The sequence below is a fragment of the Streptomyces sp. NPDC008001 genome (genome assembly GCF_042958085.1).
Lineage (GTDB): Bacteria > Actinomycetota > Actinomycetes > Streptomycetales > Streptomycetaceae > Streptomyces.
In genome coordinates this window covers 825,721-839,679 of sequence record NZ_JBIBIZ010000001.1, presented here as the reverse complement: position 1 = coordinate 839,679, position 13,959 = coordinate 825,721, and the positions used below count along the sequence as shown (strand labels likewise).

At 73.8% G+C, this 13,959-nt stretch carries 8 protein-coding genes; 4 read left to right on the top strand and 4 right to left on the bottom strand.

Features of this window, described 5'->3' with window-relative positions; translation table 11 throughout:
- Positions 1-42: 42 nt before the first annotated feature.
- Positions 43-708, bottom strand: coding sequence for an SRPBCC family protein (locus ACFZCD_RS03210; protein ID WP_391827299.1), 666 nt, complete (start codon positions 706-708; stop codon positions 43-45).
- 165 nt (positions 709-873) lie between these two features.
- Here ACFZCD_RS03210 and ACFZCD_RS03205 point away from each other — a divergent pair, with 165 nt between their 5' ends.
- Positions 874-1,581: a TetR/AcrR family transcriptional regulator gene (locus ACFZCD_RS03205; protein ID WP_391827297.1), complete on the top strand. Its 708-nt coding sequence runs from the start codon at positions 874-876 to the stop codon at positions 1,579-1,581.
- Between the two features lie 27 nt (positions 1,582-1,608).
- On the opposite strand, the gene ACFZCD_RS03200 is transcribed toward ACFZCD_RS03205, so the two are convergent.
- Positions 1,609-2,220 (bottom strand): TetR/AcrR family transcriptional regulator, encoded by a 612-nt coding sequence (locus ACFZCD_RS03200; RefSeq protein ID WP_391827296.1) that lies wholly within the window; start codon positions 2,218-2,220, stop codon positions 1,609-1,611.
- An 87-nt stretch (positions 2,221-2,307) separates the two neighbouring features.
- On the opposite strand from ACFZCD_RS03200, the gene ACFZCD_RS03195 reads away from it, so the two are divergent.
- Positions 2,308-3,165, top strand: coding sequence for an alpha/beta fold hydrolase (locus ACFZCD_RS03195; protein WP_391827294.1), 858 nt, complete (start codon positions 2,308-2,310; stop codon positions 3,163-3,165).
- Positions 3,166-3,247: 82 nt separating this feature from the next.
- Here the strand turns inward: ACFZCD_RS03195 and bla are convergent, their stop codons facing one another.
- Complete coding sequence (gene bla / locus ACFZCD_RS03190) at positions 3,248-4,213, bottom strand: class A beta-lactamase (RefSeq protein WP_391827292.1); 966 nt, start codon at positions 4,211-4,213, stop codon at positions 3,248-3,250.
- A 177-nt stretch (positions 4,214-4,390) separates the two neighbouring features.
- Here bla and ACFZCD_RS03185 point away from each other — a divergent pair, with 177 nt between their 5' ends.
- A complete protein-coding gene (locus ACFZCD_RS03185) occupies positions 4,391-5,374 on the top strand; it encodes a LysR family transcriptional regulator (protein ID WP_391827290.1) in 984 nt (327 codons plus the stop codon).
- The gene (locus tag ACFZCD_RS03180; protein ID WP_391827288.1) at positions 5,371-6,273 is read left to right on the top strand and encodes a serine hydrolase; all 903 of its coding nucleotides are present in this window, start codon (positions 5,371-5,373) and stop codon (positions 6,271-6,273) included. Before ACFZCD_RS03185 ends, ACFZCD_RS03180 begins: the two co-directional genes overlap by 4 nt.
- Positions 6,274-6,321: 48 nt before the next feature.
- On the opposite strand, the gene ACFZCD_RS03175 is transcribed toward ACFZCD_RS03180, so the two are convergent.
- Positions 6,322-13,905, bottom strand: a complete 7,584-nt coding sequence (locus ACFZCD_RS03175) for an SDR family NAD(P)-dependent oxidoreductase (RefSeq protein ID WP_391827286.1) — start codon at positions 13,903-13,905, stop codon at positions 6,322-6,324.
- Between the last annotated feature and the right edge of the window lie 54 nt (positions 13,906-13,959).

Here is a 13,959-nt window from a genome sequence, read left to right as displayed (position 1 = left end):
GTCAAGGCATGACCGGTCCCGCAGAAGCCGGCCGGCGCAATGTCACTGCGGCCGGCCGTGGGCGGTGGCTTCAGCGGCGCTCTTGAGGTCCCGCAGCCATGCTTCGAGGCCCTGGCCGAGGATCTTGGTCGCGGCGGGGACGTCCGCCTCGACCTCGGCACCGGTGTGGGTCTCTTCGGTGCTCACACGGACGCCGCCCTTGACCTTCGTGAAGTTCCATACGTGGACGCCGTCGATGTGCACTCCTTCGGCGACCGCGGGACCGGTCCAGCGGATGCAGGAGTCGTGCTTGAGCTGCTCGACGGTCGAGGTGATCTCCAGGCTGGTGGCCGGGGTGGTGGGGTTGGGAGGCACGGGGGTCGTCCACCGGAACGCCGAGCCCTTGCGGAACGGGCCGTGGTCCAGGCGGTCTGCGGTCGTGGCGGCGCCCCGCCAGGACGGCCAGCGCTCCACGTCGGTCTGCAGCTTCCAAATGGTGCGCAGCGGTGCGTGAATCACCGTCTCGGTGCGGTAGCGGACGAGCGCATGGGGGTCGACGCCTTCCCCGCGGCAGGTGAGGGACTCGGCGGGGTGAGGGGTGGCGGCCCCGGCCGGTGCGGCGGCGCCGCCGAGGACGCCGATGGCGACGAGCGGGGCGGTGAGCAGGGCAGCGCGGTTGCAGATGCCGCGGAGGTTGCGGCCATTGCGGAGGTTGCGGATGCCGGGCATGGGTTCCCCTTGGCAGTCGGTGAGTGGGTGAGCGGCCGCCTGTTAGAAGCACCCGCGTTCGTTAGAAGTTATAACTGGGTGCGACATGAGGGGTCAACAGGTTGTGCGATAGCCTCTAACGAAACCTTGAAGCTGTAGCTCCATGGATGCGGAAGGCGGCACATCGTGGCGAAAGCGGACGCGGGGACCCCGCGGGAGCGCTACCGCACCCAAGTGCGCGCGGAGATCAAGGAGCGCGCCTGGGAGCAGATCGCCACGGCGGGAGCGTCAGCGCTCTCGCTCAATGCCATCGCCAAGCAGATGGGCATGAGCGGACCCGCCCTCTACCGCTACTTCGCCGGCCGCGACGAGCTCATCACCGAACTCATCCGGGAGGCGTACCGAAGCCTCGCCGAGACCCTTCGCATGGCCTCCGCCTCCGGCGCCGGTCTCGACGGGCTGGCACACGCCCTGCGCGGCTGGGCCTTGGACGACCCCCAGCGGTACTTCCTCATCTACGGCACCCCCGTCCCCGGCTATCGCGCGCCCGAGGACATCACCGGCATCTCCTCCGAGATCATGGCGATCCTGCTCGACGCGAGCACAGCACTCGACACGGCCACGGCGCTCGACGCCTGTACGACGGTCGACGCCCGTACGGCGGTCGCCTCGGACGGCCCCCCGGCTCCGTTCACCGCCCACTTGGAGGACCACCGGGACTGGGCTGACGGTCACCCCGCCCCGGCCGCGGCCCTCCACCGCGCTCTGGCCTTCTGGACCCGGCTGCACGGCATCCTGTCCCTGGAGCTCGCCGGCCACTTCGCCAACATGGGCTTCGACACCGCCCTGTTCTTCGCATCCGAACTGGACGCCCTGCTGGCGCAGCGCACTTGACGCCGCCCGCCGGACCGGGCCCGGAGGTCAGGCCCGGTCGGTGCGCTCGATGGCCGTGCGCAGCAACGTGGCCATCGACTGGCCGGCCAGGAGCAGCGGCTCACGGTCGCGGGCGGCCCGGGAGAGCACGAACGCTCCCTCCAGGAGCATGACCAGCGAGTGGGCGAGCGACCGTGCCGCGTCCCGGTCGGGGACCCAGCGGGCGAACCACTGCTCACCGGCGGTGACCCACTCGCCGAACACGTCCGCCGTGGCGACGCGCAGGGCCTCGTTGGTGCTGGCGACTTCCCATGCCACCGCGGCGATCGGGCACGCATCGGCGTACCCGGTCGCAGCGAGGTCGTCGGCGGCCGCCTCGAAGGCCTTCGCGACGGACTCGACCGGGTCGTCCGCAAGGCTGTCGAGAAGGCTGTCGAGCAATTCCAGCACCATGCGGCCGTACGCGGTTCCGGCGGTGCGGACCGTCTCCTCGGTCAGTTGCTGCTTGCCGCCGGGGAAGAAGTGATAGATCGATCCGAAGGGTGCGTCTGCTTCCGCCGCGATCCGCTTCAGGCCCGTGCCCGAGTAGCCGTTGCGGCGGAACAGCACCGCGGCAGCATCCTGGATCCGGGTCCGCGTGTCCGGCTGCCCCTCTCCCATGGCCCATCTCCCCTTCTGTGCCGGGGCCTTGGCGTGCCCCGGCCACGTCCACTAAATTACAGTAGAACGATCTATCAAGGGGGTGTGATGCCGGAAATCGAGCTGTCATCCGGATCGATCGACTATCAGGACACCGGTGGGTGGGGGCCGGTGCTGGTGTTCGGCCACGGTGTGCCGATGAACGAGAAGCAGTGGCGCAAAGTGGTGCCGCTGCTGGAGGGGTATCGCTGCATCCTGCCCACGCTGCCGCTGGGCGGTCACCGCCGGCCCATGAAGCCGGACGCCGATCTCACCCACCCCGGTGTTGCCCGGCTGCTGGGCGAGTTCCTCGAACGGCTCGGGCTGGACGACGTGACCCTGGTCCTCAATGACTGGGGCGGTGGCCAGCTCCTGGTCGCGGAGGAACAGGGCCGGAGGGTCGGGCGGCTGGTGCTGGTGGCCTGCGAGGCGTTCGACAATTTTCCGCCGGGGCCGGGCAAGGCGCTGGCCATGGTCTGCAGGGTCCCCGGCGGCGTCCGGCTTCTGACTCAGCTGATGCGCATCCCCGCGGTCCGGGCCCATCCCAAGGGTTACGGAGGGATGAGCCTGCGTGGCGTTCCGGACGAGATCATGGCGGAATGGTTCGCTCCGGCGACCCGGAGCAAGGCCATTCGCAGGGACTTCGCCAAGTTCGCCACGTCGGCACCCAAGCGTGAGACGTTGCTGGCCTGGACCGAGCGGCTCAGGAAGTTCGACCGCCCCGTCCTGGTCGTCTGGGCCACCGAGGACCCGTTGATGCCGCGTGAGCACGGCCCACGGCTGGCGGAGCTGTACCCGGAGGGCCGGCTGGTCGAGATCAGCGACTCGTCCACCCTGGTTCCCGAGGACCAGCCCGAGCAACTCGCCGCAGCCCTGACCGACTTCCTCGTTCAGACCGGAGCGGAGCCGGTCCGCCCCGCCGGCTGACCGCGCACAGCCGGCCGGGCGGTAGCGGGGGCCGGCAGCAGCCGCCCTCTCCCCTACGGCAACTACGCACCACTACGCACCACTACGACAACGCGCCGGTGATCACGGATGCCGCTTCCGCGATCAGCTTGTTGTCAAAAGCCGCGTCCTTGCTGTTGCGGTGGGAAAAGACGGCCATGACGATCGGAGCGGAGTCCGGGGGCCACACGACGGCGATGTCGTTGCGTGCGCCGTAGTAGGTGCCGGTTCCGGTCTTGTCCCCCACCTTCCAGCCCTTGGGCACCCCGGCCCTGATGAGTTCGTCTCCCGTGGTGTTGGTCTGCAGCCACTTCGTGAGCTGTGCGCGTTCGTCCTTGCCGAGGACGTCTCCGAGGACGAACGCGCGCAGGTCCTTGGCCATGGCCCGGGGCGTGGTCGTGTCCCGCTGCTCGCCGGGGACCCAGCTGCTCAGCTCCGGCTCGGGGCGTTCCATCCTGATGACGTCGTCTCCGATCCCGGCGAGCATGGCATCGAGGCCCTTGGGCCCGCCGAGCTCGTTGAACAGCAGGTTGGCCGCCGTGTTGTCGCTGTAGCGGACGGCCGCGTCGCACAGCTCGGCCAGGCTCATCCCGGTGTCGACGTGTTTCTCGCTCACGGGAGAGTTGGCGACCAGGTCGTCCCGGGAGTACTTGATCACTTTGTTCATCCCGCCGAGGGAGAACTTGTGCAGCACCGCACCGGCCTCCAGCGCCTTGAACGTGGAGTTGTAGGCGAACCGCTCGCCGTCGTTGTAAGCGACTTCCCGGCCCGTGCCGGTGTCGACGGCGTACACGCCCAGCCGCGCGCCGAACTTGCGCTCAAGCGCCTTGAACTGGTCCGCGTACGGCTTCACGGCGGTGCCCGGTCTCGCCGAGGCGGGAGAAGTGCCGGACGAGGACGAGGAAGCCGCGGGTCCTCCGGAACCCGGCCCGCAGGCCGCCAGCGGGACCAGCGCGAGGACGGTGACGAGCGCACCGACGGCAGTACGACGGGGGCGGCTACCGGCACGAACAGGGTTGTGTTGTCGCATGGATCCGTACCTCCGGGTGCCCCGCCCGCAGGGCAGGGCGGCATAGGGGACGGAGCAGGACACGGCTCCGTCCCGATGGGTGGTCATGAGTGCGAGAACCACCCTCACCCCCGTACGGCTATGCGGTCCAATACACCTGTGGGCGACTCCATGCGGTTCTGACATAGGGTGGGGCATGTGGATCTTGTGGGGGCGTGTCGTGCGTTCGTCAGCGTCAGTGAGCGCGGCAGTTTCACGGTGGGTGCGGCCGCTGCACGGATGTCGCAGCCGGTGGCCAGCCGCCGTGTCGCCGCTCTGGAGGAACGCTTCGGTGAGCAGTTGTTCGAGCGGACGTCGCGGCGGGCCGTCCTGACCCCGTTCGGCCGGGACGTGCTTCCGGCGGCCCGGCACCTCGTGCAGGCCGCCGACGTCCTGCTGCACGAGGCGCAGGCCGCCAAGAGCAAGCCGTTGCGGCTCGCGGTGCCCGGCACCTGTTCCACGGTCGCCCTCGCCCGCCTGGTGGCCGACGCGCGAGAACACGGTCTCACCCTCGACCTCCGCGTCGCGGCGCCCGCGCAACGCGTCGAACTCGTCCACGCCCAGCAGGTACGCGCCGCGCTGCTGGCCGTACCGGCGGACGATGCGACGTGGTCGGTCCCCCTGGGACTGGCCGCTGCCGAGGATCCCGGGGTGAAGCGCGTCTACCTGGAGACGCTGCGCCTCGGGCGGGGTGCCCCCGGCCCGGCCCGCCGGGTGTGGCTCCAGCCGGAGGACGACGTGCCGCACCTGCGCGATCCGCTGACGCGGCTGCGGGACGCACTGGGCCTGCGTCCCGCACAGCTCGCCGTCGCGGACGACCTGACGTCCGCCGCGGCCGAAGTCCTCAGCACCCGCGACCTCCTGCTGTGCTCCCCGGCACAGGCCGGAGAACTCGGCCTGCACTGGCGCCCCGTCGGGGAGCTCGCCCTCAGCCGCGGGTTCGCCCTCACAGCGGCCGCGGACGGCAATCCGCAGCACATCCGGGCGCGCCTGGGCGCCGCCATCGCCCGCTGCCTCGGCGCGGGCACCACCCGGACGAGCGTGGAGGCCCGGCCGAGCCGGCCCGGAGACGCCGCGGAAGAACCAGCACCAGCGGAAGGGCCGGCGCCGATGGAAGCCCCGGTGGAAGGGCCGGCGGCATGAGCACCGAAGCCCTGCTGCGCGACCTGCGCCGCCAGCTGCACGAGGGTGGTCTGCGCGGCTGCCTGCTCGTCCGCGACCTGCACACCGGCGACGAGCTGGGGATCGACCCGGACACGCAGCTGCCTTCCGCGTCCCTCGTCAAGGTCCCGCTGGCGCTGGCGACGGTGGAGCGCATCCGCCGGGGCGAGCTCGACGGAGCGACGATGCTGGACGTGCTGCCCGGGCGGATCACCACCCCCGGCCCGACCGGGCTGAGCCGGTTCCGTCACCCCGTCCGGATCGCGGTCGACGACCTGCTCTACCTGAGCACCTGCATAAGCGACGGCATCGCCGCCGACGCGCTGTTCGGCCTCACCCCGCCGGCCCGGGTCGCCGCCATCCTCCACGAGTACGGCCTCGGCGGCATCACCGTGCGGCACACCACGGGCGAGCTGAGCGACACCCCCGTCGAGCGCTTCGACGCCGGGCAGGCGCACCTCGCGCACGCCCTGGCCATCGACGCCGGCACCAGCGGCCGCGGGCACCGCGTGCCGCAGCTCGACACCACCCGCGCCAACACCGGCAGCGCCCGCGCCTACGTCGACCTGCTCCAGGCCCTGTGGACGCCCTCGGCGATCCATCCGGAGGTGGCCGAGCGGGTCCGCGACCTCATGGCGCACAACCTGCTCCGGCACCGGCTCGCCCCGGACTTCAGCTCCGACGCCAGCACCTGGTTCTCGAAGACGGGCACGCTCCTCAACCTGCGGCACGAGGTCGGTGTCGTGGAGCACGCCGACGGCCAGGTCTTCGCCGTCGCCGTGCTCACCGAGTCCCTGGTCCCGGCCGGCGCCCAGCCGGGGGCCGAGGCCCTCATGGCCCAGGTGGCCCGGACCCTCCGCGACCACCTGCGGCAGATGTAGCCCGGGCAGGCTTCGGCCGGAGGGCCGGCCTCACCGGCCTCACCGGCCTCAGCCTGCGGGGTGGATTCCCAACCGCCCGTACACCACTTGTGCGAAGTGCGTCAGCGTCCGTGGTCCGCCCATGAGCTCGGTGGGCGAGAGCTGCACGCCGAAGTGCTCACGGGCGCGCAGCAGGAATTCCGTGCTCATCAGGGAGTCCAGGCCGAACTCCTCCAGCGGGCGGCCCGCGTCCAGCCCGGCGGGGTCGGCCCTGAGTACGGACGCGAGGAGTTGGCTGAGGGTCTCGGTGATGGTGCGCACGGCGTCGTCGGGGGACATCGCGGCCAGCGAGCGCAGGAACTCCTCGCGGGCGTCGTCCGACGCGCCGGCGCCGGCCGGGACCAGGTCCGCGTGGCGCGGGGCGGCCAGGGCCGGCAGGACGCGGCGGGCGCGGCCCCAGCGGTAGCGGCCGACGCCGGCGACGCCGGTGCCCGTGGCGACGAGGTGGTCGGCGGCCGCCAGGGCCTCGGCGGGGGCGACGGGTTCGAAGCCCAGGCCGGCCATGGCCGCGCCCAGATCGTGGCGGGCGACGTACCCCGTACCGGAGATCGGGCCCCAGGCGAGCGCCGTGCCCGTGCGCCCTGCGTGGCGGCGGGCACGGGCCAGCGCCTCCAGGTAGGCGTTGGCGGCGGCGTACGGGGCCTGTCCCGGGGTTCCGGTGTTCGCGCTGACCGAGGAGTACAGCAGGAACAGGTCCAGGTCGCGGTCGGCGGTGAGCCGGTCCAGGAGGCGGGCGCCGCCGGCCTTGGGGGCGAGGACGGCGGCGAACCGGTCGTCCGTCAGGTCGGCGAGCGGGGCGTCGTCCAGGTGCATGGCGCAGTGCACGATCCCGCGCAGCGGGTGCCCGCTGCCGTCGATGCCGGACAGGACGCGCCGCAGGGCGCCCTCGTCGGTGACGTCGGCGGCGTACGGGGTGGCGTGCGCGCCGCGCCGGGCGAGCCGGTCGAGGGTGGCGGCCGCCTCGGGGGCCTCGGCGCCGCGGCGGGAGACGAGGGCGAGGTGCCGGGCTCCGCGGTCGGCGAGCCAGTCGGCGGTGGCGGCGCCGAAGCCGCCCAGCCCGCCGGTGACCAGGTAGGTGCCGCCGGGATCCAGCGCGGGGACGGCGGGGGCGGGCTCGACGGGCAGAGGTGCGTCCAGCGGCGCGTCCGCCGGCTCGAAGGAGATGACCACCTTCCCGGTGTGCTGGGAGTGCTGGAGCAGCCGGAACGCCTCGTCCACGCGGGCGGCGGGGTGGACCGTGTGGGGAAGCGGCCGGTAGGTGCCTTCGGCGATGCGCTCTGCGGTTCCCAGTAGCAGCGGGGGGCACCGCACGAGGTCGAAGAGGACGCTGTCGAGGTTGAAGCCGAGGAAGGTGAGGCTGCGGTGGAAGGGGCGCAGCAGCAGGGGGTTGTTGAGGAAGATGTCGCGCTTGCCGAGTTCGATGAAGCGGCCGTTGGGGCGCAGCAGGTCCAGGCTGCGGGCGATGGCCTCGCCGCTGAGGGAGTTGACGACGATGTCGACGCCCCGGCCTCCGGTCAGCTCCCGCACGCGCGGGACGAAGTCGAGGCTGCGGGAGTCGAGGACGTGGTCGGCGCCGAGCGTGCGCAGCAGGTCGCGCTTGACGTCGGTGCCGGCCGTGGCGATGACCCGCAGTCCGAGGTGCCGGGCGCACTGCAGGACGGCCATGCCCACGGCCCCGGCGCCGCCGTGCACGAGGACCGTCTCCCCGGGCAGTGGCCGGGCCTGGTCGGCGAGTGTGTGGTGGACGGTCAGGAAGGCCACGGGGAACGTTGCGGCCTCGGCCGTGCTCATGCCGTCGGGGATGGGCGTGAGCATGGCCGCGAGGGTGACGGTGTGGGAGGACAGTGCTGCGGCCATGGGGCCGAAGACCCTGTCGCCGGGTGCGAGGTGCGTCACGCCGGGGCCCACCTCGCGGACGATCCCGGCGCCGTCCGTGCCCAGGCCGCGGCTGAGGGGGGTGCCCTCGACGGCCTCGGGCGGCAGGAGGCCGTTCGCCCGCATGGGGTCGCGGAAGTTCAGCCCCACGGCCCGTATCTCGACGAGGACTTCGCCGGGCCCCGGCCGCTCCCGGGGGATGCGGCGCCAGACCAGGCGGCGGGAGAGCCCGGGGTTGCGGACCTCCAGGCGGCAGGGGTCGCGGCCGGGGCCGTCGGCTTCGGGGGCGGGCCGGCCGGCGGGGCGCTCCCGGTGGCGCGGCACGAAGCGGCCGGCCCGGGTGAGGACGACCTCGTCCTCCGGCGCTCCCCGGTCGCCCGGGTCATCCGCATCACCGGGGTCGTCCGGTGCGAGGAGTTCGCGGACGAGGCGGCGGGCGTCGGTCGCCGGGTCGTCGCCGCGGTCCAGGGAGACGCGGCGCAGGGACAGGGCGGGCTGCTCGTTGGCCAGGGTGCGGGCGGCGCCCCAGACCGCCGCGTCGGCGGGGAAGGCGGGGCGCTCGGGTGCCGGGAACAGGCCGCTGGGGCGGGTGATCAGCCACAGCCGGGGCGGCGTGCCGTCGCCGGCCGTCGCCTCGTACGTGCTCAAGGCTCGTAGGACGGCGGCGCGTCGGGTCGTCAGGGCCACGACGTCATGGGGGACGGCGTCATCGGGAGCGATGTCGTGGGAAGCGATGTCGGCGGCGGCGTTGCTGTCCGCGGCCGTCAGCAGGGCCACTCGGAGCGCGCCGCCGGGCGGGAGGGCGGCGGCCGGGTCGGTGAGGACGCCGGCGGCGGGGACCACGGGAGCCGCGCCCAGCAGCCCGGACAGCTCCTGGGCGAGCGGATCGCCGGGATCCTCGGCCACGACGGCCCACGACGTGCCTGCGCCTGGCACACCTGCTCCTGACGTGCCCGCTTCCGGCGCCGGTAGCGCGGGCTCGGCGGCCGGCGGCCGCTCGGCCGAGGCCAGGAACGCCGAGCGCCCGGCCGTGCCCGTACGTACCGCACCGGTGAACCCGCAGGCGTCCAGGAGCGGCAGCCACCGGTCCCGGGCGAGGAGCCTGCTCTCCGGGCGCAGCGCGTGGTCGCCGCGCTGCCAGAACGCCTCGGTGGCGCCCAGGAGGAGCGCGGCCCGCAGCGCGTCGTGCGGTTCGGTGGCCAGCAGCAGGCCCCCGGGGGCGAGGAGGGTGCGGAGGTGGCCGAGAGCGGTGGTCAGGTCGGTGGCGGTGTGCAGGGCGTCCCCGGCGACGACGAGGTCGAACCCGCCGTCGGTGAAGCCCTGCGAGAGGGGTTCGCGGTCGAGGAGAAGGGTGCGGTAGGTGACGAAGTCGTACTCGCCGAAGCGGTGTTCGGCGGCGGAGAAACCGGCCGCGCTCGCGTCGGTGCAGGTGTAGCGGGTGCGGTCGGCCGGGAGCAGGGGCAGCAGGGCGGCGGTGAGGGCGTGGGTGCCGGCTCCGGCCTCCAGGACGTGCAGCGGCCGGTCGGCGGGCCACTGCCGGACGGCTTCCGCCACGAGGGCCGCGGCGATGCGGTGCGCGCAGCGGCGGTCGGGCGCAGTCGCGTCGAGCTGCACGCAGGTGGTGTCGCCGGGCGGCAGCAGTGTTTCCGGGTCCACGGTGCCGCGCAGCACGTCGGGGAGGTGGCGCAGCTGCCGGTTGAGCAGGACGGACTCGGCGGCGAAGGCGGGGTGGTCCTCGACGAGGCTCCGCAGCAGCCCGGCGGGGTGCGGCGCGGGGCCGGCGAGCCTCCAGCGGCCCTCGGGTGCGGGTTCGGCCAGGCCGTGGCGCGCGATGAGGGGGAGCATCAGCCGGACCAGGCGGCGGTGCCCGGGGCGCAGGCCGCCGGCGAGGAGGCCGGGCATGCCGAACTCGGCGGCCGGGTCGGGCAGCAGGCCGGTCAGGGCGGCGGCCCAGCAGTGGGCGCCTGCTTCCTCGGCCGCGGCGGCGAAGCGGTCGTGGCCGCTCTCGCGCAGCGCCTCCAGCGCCGCGGCGATCCGTGGCCCGGCGGCCGCCGCCAGAACGGCGGGTGGCGGAAGGGGGGACGGAGCGGCTGGGGAGAGCGGGAGCGGTGCGGCGCGCAGGACCGTGTGCTGGACCGTCAGCGGTGTGCGGTCGGTGTTGTCCATGCGCCGGGTGCGGCAGCCCTCGATCTCGGCACGGACGGTGCCGTCCTCGTCGGCGTAGGTGATGTCCCAGCAGTACTCGTTCTCGGTGTGCGAGCGTTGCCGCATGTGGACGAGGCCCGCCGGTGCCGGCGTGTCCCAGACGCGTACCGCGTCGAACACCGAGGGCAGGTAGGCGCGGCCGCTGTCCATGCGCTCCTCGACGAGCGCGACGGTGGCCTGCAGCGGGCCGTCCAGGACGACGGGGTGCACGGTGTACGGGGCGCCCGGTGCGTCGTACCGGTAGGAGGCGAGCAGTTCGCCGTCGCCGACGTGGACTTCGCCGAGGAGCTGGAAGGCCGGCCCGACTTCGAGTCCGACGCGGTGGCAGATGGCGTAGAAGTCCGGGCCGCTGAGGGTGCGGGGGCACCGCGTGCGCAGGGCGGCGGGGTCGAGGGGCGCGGGGGCCGTGCCGAGCAGGGTGCGGGCTTCGGCGCGCACGACGGTCTCGGTCGGGGCGCCGCGGCCCGTGCTGCTGCTGATGGCCAGTGCGCCGTCCTCGGGGACCACGCAGGTCTGCAGGCGCAGGCCCTCGGGGTCGGGCCAGCCCAGAGCCAGGGGGCGCATGATCTGCAGGTGCCGCACCTCAGCAGGACGGCCCAGTGCACGCTGTGCGGCCGACAGGGCCATCTCCAGGTAGCCCGCGGCCGGCATGAGCACCGTCCGGGCGATGCGGTGGTCGCCGAGCCAGGGCACGAGCTGGGGTTCGACGGTCCCTTCCCACAGGGCGTGGGGGGAGGGCAGGCGCTCGCCCAGCAGGGGGTGGTCGAGCAGGCCCGTCCCGCTGGTGTGCAGGACCACGTCCTGCGGGCCGCCGTGCCAGTACCGCTCGCGCTGCCAGGGGTAGGCCGGCAGGTCGGCCACCCGGCCCGGGCCGGGGAAGTGGGCCGACCGGTCCGTGTCCGCGCCCGCCGCGATGAGCGCGGCGACCGCCGCTGCGGCGTCGCGCGGCCCGTCTCCGTTGCGGCGCAGGGTGGGCACGTAGACGGCGTCGGTGCGGCGCAGGTAGGGCCGCAGGACGGGGTGGGGACCGAGCTCGGCGAGAATGCCCGCGGGGCCGCCGGCCGGGATGTCCGTGTGACCGTCGGCCGGAATGTCGGTGTGGCCGCCGGCCGGAATGTCCGTACGGCCTCCGTCCGCCTTGCGCGCAGACCCGTCGGCGAGGTGGGCGACGGCCTCGGCGAAGCGGACGGGTTCGCGGACGTTGCGCCACCAGTACTCGGCGGTGAGGGCCTCGCCGGGCAGCGGGCCGCCGGTGACGGTGGAGACGAACGGGACGCGGGTGGCGCTCGGGGTGAGTCCGGTGAGTGCGCTGCGCAGAGGGCCGGCGGCGGGGTCCATGGCCCGGCTGTGGAAGGCGTAGTCGAGGTCCAGTTCCCGGAAGAAGACGTCCCGGGCGGCGAGTTCGGCGCCGAGGGCCGCCAGGGCGTCCGGGTCACCGGCGACGGTGACGTCGCGGTCGCTGTTGATGCCGGCGAGTTCCAGGGCCCCCTCGTAGCGGGCCAGCGCCTCGCGGGCCGCCGCCTCGGGCAGCCCGGCCGCGGCCATCCGCCCGGCGCCGGCCGTCACTGCTTGGGCGAGGCTGCGGGCGGCGATCACCCGGGCCGCCTGGTCCAGGGTCAGCGCCCCGGCGACGTGCGCGGCGGCCACCTCGCCGACGCTGTGCCCGGCGACCGCGCACGGGTGCACCCCGTGCGCCGCGAGCAGCGCGGCGAGGCCCACCTGCACGGCGAACAGGAGGGGCTGTGCGACTTCGGTGCACTGCCAGGCTGCCGCCCGGGGCTCGGCCAGCTCCCCCACCACCGACCAGCCGAGGTGCGGAACCAGAGCGGCGTCCACGTCCTCGACGGCGCCCCGGAAAGGGGGCTCGGCCGCCGCCAGCCCGGCCGCCATGCCGGGCCACTGCGAGGCGTTGCCGGAGAAGACGAACGCGACGGCGCCCCGGGACGCCTTGCGGATCAGGGCCCCCGCGGCAGGCGCACCGGTCAGGAGCTGCTCCAGTTCCCGGGCGGCCTCCTGCGGGGTGCGGGCCAGGACGGCGGCGCGGTGCGCGTGGGCGCTGCGCCGCAGGACCGAGGTGCGGGCCAGGTCGGGGAACTCCTCGGGCGCGGCCTCGCTCAGCCGCACCGCGAACCGCCCTGCCAGTTCCCGCAGGGCCTCGGCCGAGCGGGCCGAGACGACGACCGGCAGGGCACGGCCGTCGTGCACAGCAGGGGGCGGGGGCGCGGGGGCGGCGGTGAGGACGGCGTGGGCGTTGGCGCCGCCGAAACCGAAGGAGTTCACGCCCACCGCGGCCCGTTCGTGCCCGGGCAGGGCCACGGGTTCGACGGTGGGGGCGAGGTTGAGGCCCGCGAAGTCGATGGCGGGATTGAGCGGCCGGGCGTGGAGTGTCGCCGGGGCGGTGCCGTGCCGCAGGACCAGCAGGGCCTTGAACAGGCTCGGCATTCCGGCGGCCGGTTCCAGGTGGCCCAGGTTGGACTTGACCGACCCGATCAGCAGCGGACCGGCCGTGCGGCGCTGTCCCAGGGCCCGTCCAATGGCGGCCGTCTCGGCGGGGTCGCCCGCGGGGGTGCCGGTGCCGTGCGCCTCGAAGTAGACGAGGTCGTCCGGCTCCACCCCGGCCCGCGCGTACACCGTGCGGAGCAGTTCCTCCTGCGCGCGGGAGCTGGGCAGGGCCATGCCCTGGGTGCGTCCGTCGGTGTTGACGCCGGTGCCGGCGATCACCGCGTGGATCCGGTCGCCGTCGGCCAGCGCGTCGGCGAGCGGCTTGAGGACGGCGACGCCGCCACCCTCGGCCCGTACGAAACCATCGGCGTCCGCGGAGAACGCCGCGCACTTGCCCCGGTGCGAGAGCATGCCCGCGTACGAGAAGCCGGCGAAGGAGTAGGGGCTTACGAGCAGGTTGATGCCGCCGACGAGGGCCGTGCGGCTGGTGCCGTCGAACAGCGTCCGGCAGGCGCGGTCGAGGGCGACGAGGGCCGACGAGCAGGCGGTGTCGATGGCCATGCTCGGTCCGCGCAGGTCGAAGCAGTACGACAGGCGGTTGGCGGCGATCGACAGGGTGCTGCCGCTCATCCCGTAGGGGCTGGTGTGGTTCTCCTGGGACATGACGAACTGGCCGTACGCGGGATCGGAGATCCCGACGAAGACGCAGGTGTCGGTGCCGGCGAGCGACTCCGCCGGGATGCCCGCGTCGTCCAGGGCCTCGGCCGTCATCTCCAGCAGCAGCCGCTGCTGCGGGTCGACGAACGGGGCCTCCTTGGGGGCGATGCCGAAGTACGCGGCGTCGAAGCCGGCCACTTCGGCCAGGAAGCCCCCGGCGGCCGTGCAGCTCCGGCCGGGGCGCACGGCACCGGGGTCGAAGAAGCGCGACGTGTCGAAGCGGTCGGGCGGGACCTCGCCGACGAGGTCGCGGCCCTCGCACAGTGCGTCCCACAGCCCGGTCAGGTCCGAGATGCCGCCGGGCAGCCGCAGACCGACGCCCACCACGGCCACCGCGCGGTCCGAAGGCTCCATCGCCGCCCTCCGCTCCCCTGTGAGGAAACCGACCCGCGTACCGACCCGCATACC

Coding starts and splice junctions, on each gene's coding strand:
- bla (WP_391827292.1), bottom strand. CDS start 4,213: ATGCGACAACACAACCCTGTTCGTGCCGGTAGCCGCCCCCGTCGTACT.
- ACFZCD_RS03175 (WP_391827286.1), bottom strand. CDS start 13,905: ATGGAGCCTTCGGACCGCGCGGTGGCCGTGGTGGGCGTCGGTCTGCGG.
- ACFZCD_RS03200 (WP_391827296.1), bottom strand. CDS start 2,220: ATGGGAGAGGGGCAGCCGGACACGCGGACCCGGATCCAGGATGCTGCC.
- ACFZCD_RS03195 (WP_391827294.1), top strand. CDS start 2,308: ATGCCGGAAATCGAGCTGTCATCCGGATCGATCGACTATCAGGACACC.
- ACFZCD_RS03210 (WP_391827299.1), bottom strand. CDS start 708: ATGCCCGGCATCCGCAACCTCCGCAATGGCCGCAACCTCCGCGGCATC.
- ACFZCD_RS03180 (WP_391827288.1), top strand. CDS start 5,371: ATGAGCACCGAAGCCCTGCTGCGCGACCTGCGCCGCCAGCTGCACGAG.